Source organism: Acinetobacter sp. 226 (assembly GCF_048147925.1).
GTDB lineage: Bacteria > Pseudomonadota > Gammaproteobacteria > Pseudomonadales > Moraxellaceae > Acinetobacter > Acinetobacter pecorum.
This window is the reverse complement of record NZ_JAYWYX010000001.1, coordinates 53,250-71,760: the sequence shown is the minus strand read 5'-3', so window position 1 is coordinate 71,760 and position 18,511 is coordinate 53,250. Positions and strand designations below refer to the sequence as shown.

Annotated in this window: 12 protein-coding genes; 8 read left to right on the top strand and 4 right to left on the bottom strand. The window is 44.2% G+C overall.

All coding sequences use genetic code 11. From position 1 onward, the window contains the following. Positions 1-252: 252 nt before the first annotated feature. Positions 253-2,418 (top strand): TonB-dependent receptor family protein, encoded by a 2,166-nt coding sequence (locus VXP95_RS00280; protein ID WP_416711121.1) that lies wholly within the window; start codon positions 253-255, stop codon positions 2,416-2,418. 20 nt (positions 2,419-2,438) lie between these two features. Here VXP95_RS00280 and VXP95_RS00275 read toward each other — a convergent pair whose 3' ends face one another. Both VXP95_RS00275 and VXP95_RS00270 read right to left on the bottom strand, forming a co-directional pair. Next, positions 2,439-3,050, bottom strand: a complete 612-nt coding sequence (locus tag VXP95_RS00275) for a MarC family protein (RefSeq protein WP_225215744.1) — start codon at positions 3,048-3,050, stop codon at positions 2,439-2,441. Positions 3,051-3,075: 25 nt separating this feature from the next. Beyond that, a complete protein-coding gene (locus VXP95_RS00270; protein WP_416705615.1) occupies positions 3,076-5,112 on the bottom strand; it encodes a choline transporter in 2,037 nt (678 codons plus the stop codon). 269 nt (positions 5,113-5,381) lie between these two features. Here VXP95_RS00270 and betI point away from each other — a divergent pair, with 269 nt between their 5' ends. The 5 genes from betI to VXP95_RS00245 all read left to right on the top strand — a co-directional run bounded on the left by betI (position 5,382) and on the right by VXP95_RS00245 (position 12,564). Beyond that, positions 5,382-5,960 carry a transcriptional regulator BetI gene (betI, locus tag VXP95_RS00265; protein ID WP_416680196.1) on the top strand — a complete coding sequence of 193 codons (579 nt, stop codon included), beginning with the start codon at positions 5,382-5,384 and terminating at the stop codon, positions 5,958-5,960. A gap of 20 nt (positions 5,961-5,980) precedes the next feature. Then, positions 5,981-7,456, top strand: a complete 1,476-nt coding sequence (betB, locus tag VXP95_RS00260) for a betaine-aldehyde dehydrogenase (protein ID WP_416711120.1) — start codon at positions 5,981-5,983, stop codon at positions 7,454-7,456. Positions 7,457-7,467: 11 nt separating this feature from the next. Further along, the gene (gene betA / locus VXP95_RS00255) at positions 7,468-9,123 is read left to right on the top strand and encodes a choline dehydrogenase (protein ID WP_416711118.1); all 1,656 of its coding nucleotides are present in this window, start codon (positions 7,468-7,470) and stop codon (positions 9,121-9,123) included. A gap of 129 nt (positions 9,124-9,252) precedes the next feature. Then, the gene (locus VXP95_RS00250) at positions 9,253-10,023 is read left to right on the top strand and encodes a hypothetical protein (protein ID WP_416711116.1); all 771 of its coding nucleotides are present in this window, start codon (positions 9,253-9,255) and stop codon (positions 10,021-10,023) included. A gap of 339 nt (positions 10,024-10,362) precedes the next feature. Then, complete coding sequence (locus tag VXP95_RS00245) at positions 10,363-12,564, top strand: OsmC domain/YcaO domain-containing protein (RefSeq protein WP_416711115.1); 2,202 nt, start codon at positions 10,363-10,365, stop codon at positions 12,562-12,564. Positions 12,565-12,822: 258 nt separating this feature from the next. On the opposite strand, the gene VXP95_RS00240 is transcribed toward VXP95_RS00245, so the two are convergent. Then, on the bottom strand, positions 12,823-14,535 hold the full coding sequence (locus VXP95_RS00240) for a 4Fe-4S dicluster domain-containing protein (RefSeq protein WP_416680186.1): 1,713 nt from the start codon (positions 14,533-14,535) through the stop codon (positions 12,823-12,825). Positions 14,536-14,763: 228 nt separating this feature from the next. Next, on the bottom strand, positions 14,764-15,600 hold the full coding sequence (locus tag VXP95_RS00235; protein WP_416711113.1) for an IclR family transcriptional regulator: 837 nt from the start codon (positions 15,598-15,600) through the stop codon (positions 14,764-14,766). 494 nt (positions 15,601-16,094) lie between these two features. On the opposite strand from VXP95_RS00235, the gene VXP95_RS00230 reads away from it, so the two are divergent. Both VXP95_RS00230 and VXP95_RS00225 read left to right on the top strand, forming a co-directional pair. Continuing rightward, positions 16,095-17,249, top strand: a complete 1,155-nt coding sequence (locus VXP95_RS00230) for an acyl-CoA dehydrogenase family protein (RefSeq protein ID WP_416711112.1) — start codon at positions 16,095-16,097, stop codon at positions 17,247-17,249. A gap of 31 nt (positions 17,250-17,280) precedes the next feature. Then, a complete protein-coding gene (locus VXP95_RS00225) occupies positions 17,281-18,480 on the top strand; it encodes an acyl-CoA dehydrogenase (protein WP_416711110.1) in 1,200 nt (399 codons plus the stop codon). Positions 18,481-18,511 lie beyond the last annotated feature (31 nt).

Below are 18,511 nucleotides of genomic sequence, written 5' to 3'. Positions count from 1 at the left end.
TTAAATGGTATAACATTCAATATCAATTACTTAAAATTTAAATTCTAGGAACTTGTAGGAATATAGTTCTGATCTTGCAAATTCATTTTTAATAAAAAGATTAAATAAAATTTAAAAACATACGCTAATCAGTCAATTTTTTGGCAGAAAATAACTCCTGAAAATACCAAGGTTGATCTATGCTACAGCAAGATTTTTAATCCACATCTCAAGCAGATCAGGACCACTTATACAGGACTGTATAAACTCGCCATGCATATGACAAAAATACCTCTTAAAAAAAGCCCACTGAGCCTCATGATCCTGTCGATTTTCTCGGGGCATGTTTATGCTGAAACGGTCAGGGAATCGGGTAATGTTCAACAGTTGAATACTATCGTGATCAGTGCTGAAAAAAATGCCACTCCGCAACAGCAATCTCAGAAAGAACTGGCTCAGGTTTCAGGAGGAACAAATTTCATTGGTGAGCAGCAGCTAGGACAGCAGCGACTTGCAACCACGGCCGATGTATTCCGTTTGCAGTCAGGAATTTATGCCCAGTCTGCGGGAAATGAAGGAGTAAAAGTCTCAATTCGTGGCTCAGGAATTAACCGCACTTCAGGTGCGCATGCCTCTGGTACCTATGTCATGATCGATGATATTCCGTTTACAGGACCGGGCGGTACAGCTTATGAGCTGCTCGAGCCATGGTGGATTGATCATGTCGTGGTGTATCGTGGTGCCAACGGTTTAAAACAGGGTGGATTGTCTTTAGGCGGAACAATTAACTATAAAAGTAAAACTGGGGCAGAGCAGAATGGTTCTGAACTCAAATATGAAATGGGTAGCCATGGTTATCAGAAATATCAGTTCAGTACCGGCCGAAAACTGGATAAATCAGATTATTATCTGGTGGTAATAGCTAACCAGTTTGACGGAATTCAGGCTCATGCCAAAGGCGATGGCAAAGGTCTGGCTTTTAATCTGGGCTATCAAGTTAGTCCGGATATCGAAACTCGTTTTTATGCCCGTTACCGTGAAAGCCAGCATTTAACTCCGGGACGGATTACTCAGGAACAGCTTAAGCATAATCCTAGAACAGCAAATAGTTTTAATTTGGCAGTGGATGCCAAACGAATTCAGCCGGGCAGTACCTGGCTGGCCAATACCACAACCTGGAATTTACAGGATGATGCCAAACTGACCGGTAGTCTGGCCTATCACCATTATCCTCTGGATTTGCGTGAAAGCAGTTATCGCACGAATGTCGATTATGAAGACATTAGTACACGTTTCCAGTATGAAAAGCCTTACCAGTTTCTAGGTCTGGAGCATCAGGGACGTATCGCTTTACGCAGTACCACCCATCGCCCAAACAGTGGGGTAACGGAAACTATCCGACGTGATATGTCCATTGATGGAACATTATATCCGGCAGATACGGTTACTCGCCGTTATACCTATCGGGGTTCAGACAACGTGCTGCAATTTGATCAGGAAACTGCATTAAATGATCAGTTTAAACTGGATCTGGGATTCGCAGCAGCCTATACCCATCGGGAAAGTGAAGTGACTTATCCTGTAGCCAGCCCAGAAGTCAGCCGTTATGAATGGAATTTTGCACCACGACTTGGATTGACTTATCAAGCGAATGACGATGTACAATGGTTTGCCAATTTAAGCCGCAGCATTGAACCGACGCATCCTTGGTCTATGGTATGGTCTTCGCCTTATTATTTTGACAGTGGCATTGCTTCTGGCCGGGTGCGTGCTCCCATTTACTTGGATACACAAACCGCCAATAGCTTGGAACTGGGTGGCCGAGGACAATCAGTCTTTGGCGATTGGGCACTGAGCTATTACTATTCCAAAGTGAAAAATGAACTGCTAACTTCAGAACTGATCAAAACCTATGAAGATGGAGCAGAACGACCTTCAGAGCCAATTGCTGTTGAATCCAATGCCACGCCGACCATTCATCAAGGGGTGGAGCTAAGTCTGGATACGCCATTACATGAATCCCGATTTGGCGAGCTGCGTCTGCAACAGGCTTATACCCTTAGCGATTTTCATTATAAAAATGATCCATTATTTGGTAAAAACCAGTTGCCGGGGATACCCAAACATCTATATCAGGCACAGCTCAGTTATACATTATACAACGGCCTGTATATTGGCCTGAATACAGAATATGCGTCCAAAATGGCACATGATTATGCCAATAGCCGATTCAGTGATGACTATCAGATCTGGGGTGTTGACTTGGGTTATGCACCAGAACATCAGTTCTGGAAAACCTGGATTAACTTTAAAAATATTACCGATAAAAAATATGCAGCAGTCGTGATTCCAGGTTATGACGATCGGGGTGCAGATCTTGCCCGATCTTCACCGGGTGAAGGTTTTTCTACTTATGCCGGTGTGTCATTTAAATTTTAATTTTTGATAGAACGGATTTATCAGGTTTCTAATATTCCTGTAATACCTGTCACGATCATATCGATGGCAATAGTACCGATTAAAAGCGCTGCAACACGACCGACGATATCGACATACAGGTCAATATAGTTTGAATACTTGTGCTGTAAATGATCATGCAGGTATTTCATCAGGATTAGCAAGCTACAGGTCAGAAATAGGGTTGAGAAAATCACCAGAATGGTTTGCATTAAACTGAGTTGTATACCGGTGATCACAGATGCCGAAATGGTGCCCGGACCGATCATAAACGGCATGGCAATCGTGCCCGCCAGATGACTAGGCGCTCCACGCATCACGCCAATCGTATCAGCACCTTCAAAGACATAACGATAGCCAATCACCAGAAAGATAATACCGCCAAAAATCTGGAAGGACTCAAACCGTACATGCAAGACTTCATTAAAGAAGGCTTCACCGGTTTTTGCAAAAATGATGAACACAATAAAGCTGATCAGGCTGCCCTGAATCAATGCCATGTTGAATACTTTTGCGTCGGAATTACGGATAATTCCGAGCATGTAGATACTCATCAGAAAAGGATTGAGCAGGGAGAAAAACAGGGCAAAAGCATTCAAACTTTCTGACATCATTGCGTCCTTCCGTAGTTGAGTAATCCTAGATTTCACGATCCGGGAACAGCGGACGTTTACCTGGGCTGATCCGGTTAATATGCAGATACATCATATGGCGTTCATATTTATCCAGGATGTCATTGATCACCTGTTCCTTGCTATAACCGACCAGATCGTTGCCCTGAGAGCCTTCAAACAGATAACTTTCCAGACGATAATAATAACGTTTGGTTCGTTTACCACGTGAACTGAAATTTGGCGTGTCATAGCGTACCGGCCATATTTCGTAGACAAAGTTTTCTTCTTCATCGAGCTGAATGGTTAGATCCAAGTGATACAGTTCAGGTTCTTCTTCAAGCGATTTTTCCTGAATATTAACTTGAATACCTTTGTCAATTAACTCGGTTGCAACGGCCTCAATGGCCGGCTTGCAGACATTGTCCAGCATGGTCCGGGTCTGGGACAGGCTTGGATGCAGCATGACCCGGCTCAGACGCTTCTTCCAGTTCAAGATATCCACATTACCGACCACAGGTGCCGCATTCAGGCTGGTACTGGCCTGACGAAAATCCTCCAGACGCAAGGACTTATAGAGTCCCGCCATCACAAAGAAAATGACGAAACTAAAAGGCAGACCCATAATAATCGTGGTGTTCTGTAATGCTGTAACGCCATTCGCCATGAGCATTGCCAAAGTCAGCAAACCGATGGCAATGGCCCAGAACACACTGAGCCAGCGTGGTGAATCATGCTCAATATTAGTGAATTTGGTCGTGAAATTTCCCAATACCAGTGCCCCTGAATCCGCTGAGGTCACATAGAACAGCAAGCCGGTAATAGTGGCGACACCTGCAGTAAAGGTAAAGCCTGGATACTGCGCCAGCAAATCATAAAAACCATGTGCCGGATTTTCTAAAACTGTCGTAGCAAGTTGAGTATTACCATCAAAAATCACGCTGTATAAAGCACTGTTACCGAAAATAGACAACCAGGTCAGGGTAAATAACAGAGGAATAACCAAAGTCCCGGTGACAAATTCGCGAATGGTACGACCACGGGAAATACGGGCCAGGAACAGACCAACAAAAGGCGACCAGGCGATCCACCATGCCCAGAAGAACAGGGTCCAGCTATTCATCCACTCTTTCGGTTGTTCAAAAGGAAAACTCGTTAAAGAAAGCTTCGGGAACTGACTGATATAGTCACCAAAATTTTGAATCAAGGCGGCTAATAAAAACTCGGTATTGCCTACAAACAGAATGAATAGCAGCAGCCCAATTGACACATAGATATTAATTTCAGACAGGATCCGGATGCCTTTATTGACACCGGCAGTCACTGAAATAATAGTAATAATCACAGCAACGGCGATGAGTGCAGTTTGAATCCAGATATTTTCCGGTAAACCAAACAGCACATGCAGGCCGTAATTTAATTGCACAACGCCAATCCCGCAGGTGGTGGCAATCCCGAAAATCGTGCCGAGTACCGCAGCCGTATCAACCGTATGGCCAATTGGACCATTAATTCTTTTTCCAAAAATAGGATAGAGTGCTGATCGGATGGTGAGCGGTAAATTATAGCGATAACTGAAATAACCTAGAGCGACCCCAATCAGCGCGTACATACTCCAGCCGGTTAAACCGTAGTGAAACAGGGTCCACACCATGGACTGGCGCGCAGCTTCAAAAGTTTCGCCTTCGCCTACAGGCGGATTCATATAGTGGGAAAGCGGTTCCGCCACCGAGAAGAACATCAGGTCAATCCCGATCCCGGCAGAAAATAGCATCGCCGACCAACTCAGCAGGCTAAATTCTGGCTTGGAATGTTTGGGACCTAATTTAATCTCGCCATAACGGGAACAGGCGATAAAAACGATAAAAACCAGATACAGCGTTGCCGCCAGCAGGTAATACCAGCTAAAGGTACGACTGACCCAGTTTAAAATATTAATAATGACTTGATTGGCTTGTTCATTAAATAAAATGGTAATGATAGAAAACAGCAGAATAAGTGTCGCCGAAAAATAAAATACTACTTTATTCAGACCATCTTGCATCTCTTCATTTTTCTTTTGCATAAATCCATGACCATCGTTTTGTTGCCGGATGATTTACAGTGCAGTGTGATTTAAAAGTAAAAACATGCCATAAAGCTTCCCTGTTTTCGTGAATTACAAACTTTTGCAAATCCAAAACAAACTGCGCTGTACATCAAGGGTGAGCTGGCACTATAATTTTTATTAATTGAACGTTCAATTAAAAAAGCGTTTATTAATTGTTACATCATTCTGCTATTTATCTAGCAAAGTAACTTTCTATTGTTATATCCGTTATTCAGGTTAGACCTATGCCCAAAGTTGGTATGCAACCGATCCGCCGTCAGCAACTTATCGACGCCACCTTAGCTGCAGTCAATGAGCTGGGTTTTGCAGAAGCTTCAATCAGTCAGATTGCTCAAAGGGCAGGTGTCTCAACCGGTATCATAAGTCATTATTTTCAAGGTAAAAATGGCTTGATTGAAGCCACGATGCGTTACTTGTTGCAGCAATTAGGTACATCTGTTGCACAGATAAAGATGCAGGTTGATGACATACCGGAACAACGCTTACTGGCGATCGTACGTGGTAATTTTGCTGCTCCACAAACAGACAAGGCAGCCATGAAAGTCTGGTTGGCATTCTGGGCTAGCAGTTTGCACCAACCTGAATTACACCGTTTACAGCAGATCAATCATTACCGTTTACATTCCAATCTCAAATATGAATTCATGAAAAAGTTGAGTAAAGACCAGGCAGAGAAAGCCGCTCAAGGTCTGGCAGCATTGATTGACGGATTCTGGCTAAGAGGTGCTTTGGTAAGTGGCGAAATTGATCCAGAACTGCCGATTGAACTGTGTAGTGAATATATCCGGCAACAACTCAAATAACCCACCTGCGAGGAAATCCATTGACAACATTCAAACTGCAACGTCCTTATATTCATGGACAGTATGTCGATGCAACGTCCAATAGCACGTTTCAAACGATTAATCCTGCAACAGGCGAAGTTCTGGCAGACGTGCAAGTGTGTACGCGAAAAGATATCGATCGCGCTGTTGAATCGGCACAGAAAGGACAAAAGGTCTGGGCAGAAATGACGGCGATTCAACGTTCCCGTATTTTGAACAAGGCGGTTGCCATCCTCCGTGAACGTAATGACGAGCTGGCGCGTTTAGAAAGCCTCGACAGTGGTAAAGCTTTCAGTGAAACATCCACCGTCGATATTGCGACAGGTGCAGATGTACTCGAATACTATGCAGGTATTTTACCAGCATTAGAAGGCCAGCAAATCCCGCTCAGAAGCAGTTCGTTTGTCTATACCCGCCGTGAACCTTTAGGTGTGGTTGCCGGGATTGGTGCATGGAATTACCCGATTCAAATCGCCTTATGGAAATCGGCACCTGCACTGGCAGCAGGCAATGCCATGATCTTTAAAGCCAGTGAAGTAACGCCTTTAACTGCATTAAAACTGGCAGAAATTTATACTAAAGCAGGTGTGCCGCATGGCGTATTTAATGTGGTGACCGGTAGTGGTGAAATTGGTGGCTATCTGACTTCACATCCGGACATAGCCAAAGTTTCATTTACCGGTGGTGTCGCAACCGGCAAAAAAGTCATGGCCCAAGCTGCGAATTCCAGCCTGAAAGAAGTGACTATGGAGCTGGGCGGAAAATCCCCGCTGATTATCTGTGAAGATGCCGATCTGGATCTGGCGGCAGATATTGCCATGATGGCCAACTTCTACAGTTCCGGTCAGGTCTGTACCAATGGTACCCGCATATTTGTACCTTTAGCCTTGAAAGCCGAATTCGAAGAAAAGATTTTGCAGCGTATTCCTTATATCCGTATGGGGGATCCACTTGATCCTGAGACCAATTTTGGTCCAGTGTCCAGCTTCTCTCATATGGAAAAAGTATTGAGCTATATTGAAAAGGGCAAGATCGAAGGTGCACGCTTATTGTGTGGTGGTGGCCGTGCTGAAGATGAGCAGTTTGCGCAAGGCGCTTATGTGCTACCAACGGTATTTACCGATTGTCGTGACGACATGACGATTGTTCGTGAAGAAATCTTTGGTCCAGTCATGAGTATTCTGAGTTATGACTCAGAAGAAGAGGCGATTCGTCGAGCCAATGACACCGAGTATGGTCTGGCAGCTGGTGTCGTGACGCCGAATCTGGCACGTGCGCATCGTATTATTCATCAAATCGAAGCCGGTATTTGCTGGATTAATACCTGGGGCGAATCACCGGCAGAAATGCCAGTTGGTGGCTATAAACATTCAGGTGTCGGTCGCGAAAACGGTATTGTCACGCTACAGCAATATACCCAGACCAAGTCAGTTCAGGTCGAACTAAGTCCTTTCCAGTCTGTATTTAGCGCATAAGGGAGGATTGGATGAATTACGATTATATAATTATTGGTGCAGGTTCGGCAGGAAATGTGCTCGCAGTGCGTTTAACTGAAGATCCGGATGTGAAAGTCCTGCTGCTAGAAGCGGGTGGACCGGATTACCGTCTAGATTTCAGAACACAAATGCCAGCTGCGTTGGCTTATCCCCTACATGGACGACGCTATAACTGGGCCTATCTGACCGACCCCGAACCTCATATGAATAATCGTCGTATGGAGTGCGGGCGCGGAAAAGGTCTGGGCGGTTCTTCGTTAATTAACGGCATGTGTTACATTCGTGGTAATGCTATGGATCTTGAACAGTGGGCCAGCCTTAAGGGGCTAGAACACTGGAGCTATGCCGAATGTCTGCCGTATTATAAAAAAGCTGAAACGCGCGATATTGGCGGCAATGATTATCATGGTGATTCTGGACCGGTTTCGGTCGCAACACCGAAAAATGGCAATAATGAACTGTTCCATGCCATGGTCGAGGCAGGTGTACAGGCCGGCTATTCACGTACTGATGACCTGAATGGCTATCAGCAGGAAGGTTTCGGGCCGATGGACCGTACCGTAACGCCGCAAGGCCGTCGTTCCAGTACAGCACGCGGTTATCTCGATATGGCCAAAGGCCGGGATAATCTCATAATTATTACCCACGCCATGACCAACCGGATTCTGTTTAATCGTAATCAGGCGATTGGTGTGGAATATTTTGAAGGACAAAATACCTTACAGCCGATTCAGGTCTTTGCAGATCGTGAAGTATTGCTATGTGCAGGTGCAATTGCCTCGCCGCAAATCCTGCAACGCTCCGGTGTGGGTCCGGCTGAACTGTTAAAAAGTCTGGATATTCCTGTGGTTCAGGATTTGCCAGGCGTGGGTGAAAACCTGCAGGACCATCTGGAAATGTACCTGCAATATAAGTGCAAAAAACCTGTCAGCTTATATCCGGCACTCAAGTGGTATAACCAGCCAATGATTGGCGCTGAATGGTTATTTTTAGGAAAAGGTATTGGGGCCAGCAACCAGTTTGAAGCCGGTGGTTTTATCCGCTCTTCAGACGAATTTGAATGGCCTAATATCCAGTATCATTTCCTGCCTGTGGCGATTAATTATAATGGCACCAATGCCATTCATGAACATGGCTTCCAGGCTCATGTGGGCTCTATGCGTTCACCGTCACGTGGCCGTGTCCGTCTGAAATCCAAAGACCCGTTTGAGCATCCAAGTATTCTGTTCAACTATATGAGTACTGAGCAGGACTGGCGTGAATTCCGCGATGCCATCCGTATTACCCGGGAAATCATGCATCAGCCGGCATTAGATCCCTATCGTGGTGAAGAAATCAGTCCAGGAAAACATCTACAAACAGATGCTGAAATTGATGAATTTGTTCGTAATCATGCAGAAACCGCGTATCATCCATCGTGTAGCTGTAAAATGGGTGAGGATGACATGGCGGTTGTCGATGGTTATGGACGCGTACATGAAATGCAGGGGTTGCGTGTGATTGATGCCTCGATAATGCCTTTGATCATTACCGGCAACCTCAATGCAACTACGATTATGATCGCTGAAAAACTGGCAGACCATATTCGTGGCAAACCTGCTCTTGCGCCTTCATCGGCACCTTTTTACAAGGCGCCTCGCGCTTAAATCATGGTTTTATTCCTGTCATCTGGCAAAGCAGGAGTAAAACGAATTTCAATTTTTTCCCAAAAACGGAGATAAAACCTCGACTGCTTTCGTTTTATCTCCGGCTTTGCTTAATACAATTTATATTTTATGAAAATATTCAATCAAACAGTGCTGTTTGGCTGTGCTGCTGTTTCAAGTCTTTACTGTTATGCCGATGATGCAGAAGTAAAACAAATAGAAGCAAGCGGAAACTTGAGTGTGGTATCCAAATATATCTCCCGCGGTTTGACCAATGCACCTGAAAATGATGACGTTGCTGTACAGGCTGCATTGAATCTGGCTTATGGCAATTTTTATGTCGGATATTGGGGATCTACGCTTGGATACTCTTATGCAGAAGTGCAGGGGCGTCCGGGACATCGCTCAGACAAATTCGAGCATGACTTTCTGCTGGGTTATACCCATAGCAGCAAAAATTATGATTGGGATCTATGGAACGCAACCTATTATTATCCGGGCGGCAAGCATACTACCGGAAATGAGCTGGGTTTAAATGTCAGTCGTGCGTTGAATGATCAGACCAGTATCGGGGCCAGCATATCGACCTATCTGTATGATGTGGCTTATGCCAATCAGGGCGATACCTTTTATACACTTAACCTGAGCCATCAATTGAATGATCGCCTGAATGCCAGTGTTACGGCAGCAGGAAGCTATTTTAACGATGAAGGCAAATATGAGGGCGGTGAACTGGGCGATACCGAAAAGCAGTTTGCCTTTCGTTATGCTTCTGCCGGACTCAGTTATGCGCTTTTACCGCAGTTGAGTGTGTCAGGTGAATATATCTTTGGCGGTTATGACCGCTATGATGACAAGCAGCGTAATCTTGCAGTATTTGCGCTGAGTTATGATTTTTAAAATTATGAAATCATTCAGATTAGGCGGGTGAAAATCTGCCTTATCTGCAATTTTGATTAATAGTATAAGCCATGACTTGAAGTAGATTCATGCTCCGGTAGCTCGGGAAAGACTGAGGGTCTGGTTTAATCTGCCAGAATTTCAGACAAACATTATCAATTTCATAAAATAATTCTATAATAGCGCCCATTCTCGGCAGCGTTATCCAGACACTTAGTCAAATGGTATAACCTGACCATTTTCTATTTTTCATTCAAGTTCTCCTCCGTGAACCGGCTTGTATTCAGATTCAGCATCTTATCTGTCCGTGACGGCACATAAGAATATTTAGGTATCCACATGGAAATTAAGGTCAATTATCTCGATAATCTACGCCAGGAAGCCAAGTTCGATGACTTCACGGTGATTGCCGATCAGCCGATCCGCTATAAAGGCGATGGTTCGGCACCCGGCCCATTCGATTATTTTCTGGCGTCGTCGGCACTTTGTGCGGCTTATTTTGTCAAAGTCTATTGCGCAGCACGTGACATTCCAACCGATAATATCCGCCTTTCGCAAAACAATATTGTTGATCCTGAAAACCGCTATAAACAGATTTTTAAAATTCAGGTGGAACTGCCGGTTGATATTTCTGAAAAAGACCGCCAAGGAATTTTACGTTCGATAGACCGTTGTACCGTCAAGAAAGTAATTCAAACCGGTCCTGAATTTGTTATTGAAGAAGTAGAGAGTATCGATGCAGATGCTCAGGCCTTGTTAATGCCAAGTCTGGCTTCTGATCATACGACTTTCATTCCGGGTAAAGACCTTCCGCTGGAAGAAACCATTGCCAATATGTCTGCCATTCTGGCAGGCCTCGGCATGAAGATTGAAATTGCGTCTTGGCGTAATATCGTGCCGAATGTCTGGTCATTGCATATTCGTGATGCGCAGTCGCCAATGTGCTTTACCAACGGTAAGGGCTCGACCAAAGAAAGTGCGCTGGCATCTGCTTTGGGTGAATTTATTGAGCGTCTGAACTGTAACTTCTTCTATAACGACCAGTTCTGGGGTGAAGATATTGCCAATGCAGAATTTGTGCATTATCCAGATGAAAAGTGGTTCCAGCCAGGTCCGAATGGCGAACTACCTGCAGAAGTTTTGGATGAACATACCCGTGAAATTTATGATCCAGAAGATGAGTTATTGGGTACCCATCTTTATGATACCAACTCGGGCAATAAGGCTCGTGGCATCTGTTCATTGCCATTTGTACGTCAGTCTGATGGTGAAACCGTTTATTTCCCGTCCAATCTGATCGAAAACCTTTACTTAAGTAACGGGATGAGTGCCGGCAATACCTTGGCTGAAGCGCAAGTACAATGTCTTTCTGAAATTTTCGAACGTGCGGTAAAACGTGAAATTCTGGAAGGTGAACTCGCACTTCCGGATGTGCCTGAACATGTTCTGGCAAAATATCCGAAAATTATTGAAGGTATTAAAGGTCTGGAAGAACAGGGCTTCCCGGTTCTGGTCAAAGATGCCTCATTAGGCGGCCAGTTCCCGGTCATGTGTGTCACCTTGATGAACCCGCGTACCGGCGGTGTATTTGCCTCATTCGGTGCCCATCCTAACTTTGAAGTGGCATTAGAACGCAGTCTGACCGAGTTATTGCAAGGCCGTAGTTTTGAAGGCCTGAATGATCTGCCAAAACCAACCTTTAGCAGCAATGCAGTAACTGAACCGAATAACTTTGTTGAGCATTTCATCGACTCAAGCGGTGTAGTGTCTTGGCGTTTCTTCAGCGCGAAATCAGATTATGATTTTGTCGAGTGGGATTTCACTAATAACGGTCAAAATTCGAATGCGGATGAAGCTCAGGAATTATTCACGATTCTGGAAGACATGGGCCATGAAGTTTATATGGCGGTGTATCAGCATCTAGGTGCAACAGCTTGCCGTATTCTGGTACCGGGCTATTCAGAAATTTATCTGGTAGAAGATCTGGTTTGGGACAATACCAACAAGGCTTTGTTATATCGTGAAGATATCCTGAATCTGCACCGTCTGGATGATGAACAACTGGAAGCACTGGTTGAGCGTCTGGAAGAAGCAGATGAGGATGACTATACCGAGATCAAAACCTTGATCGGTATCGAGTTCGATGAAAATACTGAATGGGGCCAACTGACGATTCTGGAACTGAAACTGCTGATTTATGTGGCTTTGCAGCAATTTGAAGAAGCCAAAGATCTGGTTGAGCAGTTCTTGCAGTTCAATACCAATACCGTTGAACGTGGCCTGTTCTACCAGTGCATGAATGTCGTTCTGGAAGTCATTCTGGATGATGAAATGGAACTGGAAGATTATGAACACAACTTCCGTCGTATGTTTGGTGATGCCCGTATGGATGCCGTTCTAGATTCAATCGAAGGAACAGTTCGTTTCTATGGTTTGACCGAAACCAACATGCAGCTTGAAGGGCTGGATCGTCATCTACGTTTAATTGACAGCTATAAGAAATTGCATGCAGCGCGTGCCAAGTTTGTGGCTCAGCAATAATCCATAGATGAATGACTAAAATTTTTCGTCATTTGTTTTAAATCTTAAAAATGGCTTACTCGGTTTCGAGTAGGCCATTTTTATCTCTGATCCTATATGCAATCTTTTCTATTATTTCTATTCTAACTTATTAATTCCAGCTCCCGAGGGAACTGGAATTACCTAAAAAATTAAAGTGAAGTGTTAATACTAACTGCTTCAAGATTGGGTATATGAATGTGAGAAATAAATTTATTTCTCACATTCACAAGAATTACCTTACATATTCGGGTAATTCGGACCACCACCACCTTCCGGTGTCACCCAGGTGATGTTCTGGGAAGGATCCTTGATGTCACAGGTCTTGCAGTGCACACAGTTGGCTGCATTGATCTGGAAACGCTTGGAACCGTCATTATTTTCCATGATTTCATACACCCCCGCCGGGCAGTAACGCTGTGCAGGCTCATCCCATTTCGGCAGGTTCACTTCAACCGGAATGGACGGGTCAGTCAGTTTCAAATGCGAAGGCTGGTTTTCTTCATGGACCGTGTTCGATACAAATACCGAAGACAGGCGGTCAAACGTCAGCTTGCCATCCGGTTTTGGATAGGTCGGCTTGAAGTTCACTGCATCGACAGTTTTTAATGCCTTGAAGTCAGGCAGCAGATCATGCAGGGTGAACGGCACTTTAAACACGTTCTGGTCGATGAAGTTGAATGCACCTCCCATCCATTGACCGAACTTGTGCATGGCAGGACCGAAGTTACGCGAGCTGTACAGCTCTTCTTTCAGCCAGCTATGGTTGAACTTGTCGGTATAAGCAGTCAGTTCCTTAACAAAGAAATCTTCACCCTCTACAACACGTGCAACCGCCAGATCACCGCCTTTTTCTACACCCGCAGCAATGGCTTCAAATACCGCTTCACCGCAGAGCATGCCGGATTTCATTGCTGTATGAGAACCCTTGATCTTGGCGAAGTTCAGGAAGCCGGCATCATCCCCAATTAAAGAACCGCCCGGGAAAGTAAATTTCGGCAGCGAGTTAAAACCACCTTTGGTCACGGCACGGGCACCATAAGAAATGCGCTTGCCACCTTCGAGATACTGCTTGATCAGCGGATGGGTTTTCCAGCGTTGCATTTCCATGAACGGATACATATGCGGGTTTTCATAAGAAAGATCCACGATCATGCCCAGGGTCACCTGGTTGTTCTCGGCGTGGTATAGCCACCAGCCACCTGAAGAACCGGTTTCATTGAGTGGCCAGCCGGCACCATGCATCACCAGACCCGGTTTGTGCTTGGCTGGATCAATTTCCCACAGCTCTTTAATCCCGATGCCGTAATGCTGCGGATCGGCGTCCTTGTCCAGGTTGAACTTCTGGATCAGGCGCTTGCCTAAATGACCACGGCAACCTTCAGCAAATAACGTGTATTTAGCGTGCAGTTCATAACCCGGAGTAAAGTTATGTGTCGGTTCACCATCTTTACCAATACCCATATCACCGGTCTGGATGCCTTTTACCGTGCCATCTTCATGATAAAGAATTTCAGAAGCTGCAAAGCCCGGGAAGATTGATACTTCCAGTTCTTCGGCTTTCTGGCCTAACCAGCGCACCACGTTGCCGAGCGAGATGACATAGTTGCCATCATTATGCATGGTTTTAGGCACCATCCAGTGGGGTGCTTCCTGTGATTTTTCATCTGACAGCAGGAAGAAGGTTTTATCTTCAGTCACCGGGACATTCAGCGGGGCACCCTGTTCTTTCCAGTCCGGGAACAATTCGTTCATGGCACGTGGTTCAAGCACAGCACCAGACAGAATATGTGCACCGACTTCGGAGCCTTTTTCTACGACACAAACGGACAGATCGTTTAAGTTGTTTTCAATTGCAAGTTGACGGATTTTGATCGCAGCAGAAAGACCCGCAGGGCCTGCGCCTACGATGACGACGTCAAACTCCATCGATTCTCTTGTTATATCTTCCATAATATAAAATCCAATTTCGTATAGCGATATATATAGCATTATCTAAATCGGTTATGAAGCTTATTCTTGATCTTTTTATTTGAAATAGGACTTTATCTTTTTTTTAAATCTTATCTATTTCACAGCATTAAAAAGGTTTGCGGCAAATTCTGGGTAAAGTAAGAAGAAGATGTATAGACTGGGTATTCATAAAAAGAGCGACTGAATGTCGCTCTGATGATTAATTTTTTATATGTTGTTGAGATTCATTGCAATATTGTTCACCATATGAATCAGACGCGGTCCAATTTCATTTTCCAGTTTTTCCTGATTTAACAGATAACTTGGAGCCCCACAGTTAAACGTTAGTATTCCGTGTTTAGGGTGAACCAGTGGAACTGCCACGGAATTCACATCCTTAGCCCAGTCACCTAAAGACAGACAGTAGCCATAATCCTGATAATCACGGATTGCACGTTCCAGATTACGCTTAATGGTTGGCCACTGGTCTTCATTTCTTTTTTTGATCGCATCAAATAAATATTTGCGTTCTTTTACATCCATTGCTGCCAGACAGGCACGTCCCATGGCACTGCTATGAATCGGTAAGGTAGAACCGACAGGGCGGCGCATGGTCAGCGTCGATTCTGTATGTACCACTTCCAGATAAATCATGCTCAAACGGTCACGTGTAGCCATTGCCACAGGAGCTTGAGAATAACGCGACATTTCTTCCATAAATGGATAAGCCTGAGTCCGCGCAGAAATATTACTCAGAGCTGCATAGCCCAAAGCCAATACACCCACATCTAGTAAATATTTTGTGGTATTAGGCAATTGTTTTAAATAACCTAAAGAAACCAGGGTACTGGTAATACGCGCTACAGTCGGCTTAGGCAAGTTGGTTAATTGTGCAATTTCCTGATTTCCAAGTAATTGATTAGTTGAAGAAAAGCAGCGCAAGATTTCCAATCCACGCGCAATAGACGCAATAAATTGAGGATTGTTTTCTCTATGAATATGTGAAATCGGGTCTAAACGGATTTCATCAAAATTGGGAATTTCACCAGTTTTATTTTTTGTCATGTTCAAGGCAATTAAGGTTAAATTAGTAAATATGATAACAATATAATTTCACGATACAAAATAAAACACTTATACAAAAGATAAAATGTAGAAAAAAGTACCTAAATTATTTGTGAACGGAAAGAATGTGGTTATCCAAGCTTCAAGACAACATACAATCATCTGGTTTTCAGGTTAATGAAAGTCATTCAAAATTTCGATTTTCCCCCACAATAGCAATAATTAAGAAGCATTACCTCAAGAAGAAAGATGCAGCCTTATCTTCAACAAAGTTGATAGAAACAACGATTCTTCACTGGAAATATTTCGCATTGTGAAATTAAATCTTAAACACAACTGAACTCAAATGCCAGAAAAATTTCATTTTCAAGATAAAAATAAAAATTTTGGTAATTTTTCTTGCTAAAAATGATTTTATATGATTATTTATTTCGTATTGCGAAACAAAAATAATGGTAAAGGAATTTACCTAAATTATATCCATGGAGATTTATATGATTCGTGATCCAGAAATGTTAGACCAGCTTCTGTCGACGATTCGAAATTTTGTAAAAAATGAACTGGTGCCTCTCGAGCATGAAGTAGAAGAGAACAATGCCATTCCCGAACATATTGTGGAACAGATGAAAGAGTTGGGTTTGTTTGGCCTGACGATTCCAGAAGAATATGGCGGTTTAGGCATTACCATGGAAGAAGAAATTCTGGTCGCGATGGAGTTGGGCCAGACATCGGCTGCCTTCCGCTCTTTAATTGGTACTAACAACGGCATTGGCTCAAGTGGCATCATTATCGACGGTACAGAAGAACAAAAACAGAAATATTTACCGCGTTATGCAACCGGCGAAATTATTGGTTCATTCTGTTTGACCGAACCTGATTCAGGATCAGACGCTGCTGCTTTAAAAACCAGTGCAGTCAAAGACGGCGATTATTATATTTTAAACGGAACTAAACGCTTCATCACCAATGCCCCACGAGCTACGACATTTACCGTGATGGCACGTACCAATCAAGAGATTAAAGGTGCTGGTGCTATTTCAGCATTTCTAGTTGAAGCAGGCACACCTGGTTTAAGCCTGGGTAAAATTGACAAGAAAATGGGCCAACATGGTTCCTATACCTGTGATGTAATTTTTGATAACTGTAAAGTGCATAAAGATCAACTGATTGGTGGTGTAGAAGGGATCGGCTTTAAAACAGCAATGCGTGTACTGGATAAGGGCCGTCTGCACATTGCCGGTTATAGCGTTGGCATGGCAGAGCGTATGCTGGAAGACGCACTTAACTATGCAGTGGAACGCAAACAGTTTGGTCAGCCCATTGCGAATTTCCAGCTGATCCAGGGGATGTTGGCAGACTCTAAGGCCGAAATTTATGCAGCCAAATGTATGGTGCTGGATGCTGCGCGTCTGCGTGATGCGGGTCAAAATGTTACGATTGAAGCCTCTTGTGCCAAAATGTTTGCAACCGAAATGTGTGGCCGAATAGCTGATCGCTGTTTGCAGATTCATGGCGGAGCGGGTTATATCAGTGAATATTCAATTGAACGTTTCTACCGTGATGTGCGTCTGTTCCGTTTATATGAAGGAACCACACAAATCCAGCAAATTATTATTGCGCGTGAAATGATTAAACAAGCAACTGCCTAGTCTCATAATTTTAAAATAAGGAAATATTAAAATGACGACAAAAATTAGATTTGATTGGCAAGACCCGTTTTTAATCGAACAGCAACTGACATCAGAAGAGCGCATGATTCGCGATGCAGCGGCAGCGTACTGTCAAGACAAACTGATGCCGCGTGTACTGGAACAGTTCCGTCATGAAAAAACCGATCCGGCTATTTTCCGTGAAATGGGTGAACTCGGCTTGCTTGGCCCAACCATTCCGGAACAGTACGGCGGTGCAGGTTTAAATTATGTCAGTTATGGTCTCATTGCCCGTGAAGTTGAACGTGTCGATTCAGGTTACCGTTCAATGGCCAGCGTACAAAGCTCTCTGGTGATGGTACCCATTAATGAATTTGGTTCTGAAGAGCAAAAGCAGAAGTATTTACCAAAATTAGCAACCGGGGAATATATTGGCTGCTTCGGCTTGACTGAACCGGATCATGGTTCCGATCCGGGCAGCATGATTACACGTGCCAAAAAAGTTGAGGGCGGTTATCTTTTAACAGGCGCAAAAATGTGGATTACCAATAGTCCGATTGCCGATGTATTTGTAGTTTGGGCCAAAGAAGTTTCTGCTGAAGGTAATGTCGGTGACATTCGCGGCTTTATTCTAGAAAAAGGCTGGGAAGGGCTTTCTGCTCCAGCGATTCACGGCAAGGTGGGTCTACGTGCCTCAATCACCGGTGAAATTGTGATGGATAACGTCTTTGTTCCAGAAGAAAATGCATTTCCGGAAGTTCGTGGTTTAAAAGGGCCTTTTACCTGCTTGAACAGTGCGCGTTACGGGATTGCATGGGGTGCGATGGGAGCTGCAGAATTCTGCTGGCATACCGCACATCAATACACCATGGATCGTAAACAGTTTGGCCGACCACTCGCTGCGAATCAGCTGATCCAGAAAAAACTGGCAGACATGCAAACTGAAATTGCTCTTGGCTTACAGGTGGCTTTACGTTTTGGCCGCATGAAGGATGAAGGCATTGCATCAGTTGAAGGTACGTCTTTAATTAAGCGGAATAACTGCGGCAAGGCACTGGATATTGCCCGTTTGGCCCGTGACATGATGGGTGGAAATGGCATTAGCGATGAATTCGGTGTAGCCCGTCATCTGGTTAATCTGGAAGTGGTAAATACCTATGAAGGTACCCACGATGTACATGCCTTGATTTTAGGTCGTGCACAAACCGGAATTGCAGCCTTTTGCAACTAAACCTGAGATCTCCCTCTAGCCAGCATTGCTG

Coding starts and splice junctions, on each gene's coding strand:
- VXP95_RS00245 (WP_416711115.1), top strand. CDS start 10,363: ATGGAAATTAAGGTCAATTATCTCGATAATCTACGCCAGGAAGCCAAG.
- betI (WP_416680196.1), top strand. CDS start 5,382: ATGCCCAAAGTTGGTATGCAACCGATCCGCCGTCAGCAACTTATCGAC.
- VXP95_RS00275 (WP_225215744.1), bottom strand. CDS start 3,050: ATGATGTCAGAAAGTTTGAATGCTTTTGCCCTGTTTTTCTCCCTGCTC.
- VXP95_RS00250 (WP_416711116.1), top strand. CDS start 9,253: ATGAAAATATTCAATCAAACAGTGCTGTTTGGCTGTGCTGCTGTTTCA.
- VXP95_RS00280 (WP_416711121.1), top strand. CDS start 253: ATGCATATGACAAAAATACCTCTTAAAAAAAGCCCACTGAGCCTCATG.
- VXP95_RS00270 (WP_416705615.1), bottom strand. CDS start 5,112: ATGCAAAAGAAAAATGAAGAGATGCAAGATGGTCTGAATAAAGTAGTA.
- VXP95_RS00230 (WP_416711112.1), top strand. CDS start 16,095: ATGATTCGTGATCCAGAAATGTTAGACCAGCTTCTGTCGACGATTCGA.
- betA (WP_416711118.1), top strand. CDS start 7,468: ATGAATTACGATTATATAATTATTGGTGCAGGTTCGGCAGGAAATGTG.
- VXP95_RS00240 (WP_416680186.1), bottom strand. CDS start 14,535: ATGGAAGATATAACAAGAGAATCGATGGAGTTTGACGTCGTCATCGTA.
- VXP95_RS00225 (WP_416711110.1), top strand. CDS start 17,281: ATGACGACAAAAATTAGATTTGATTGGCAAGACCCGTTTTTAATCGAA.
- VXP95_RS00235 (WP_416711113.1), bottom strand. CDS start 15,600: ATGACAAAAAATAAAACTGGTGAAATTCCCAATTTTGATGAAATCCGT.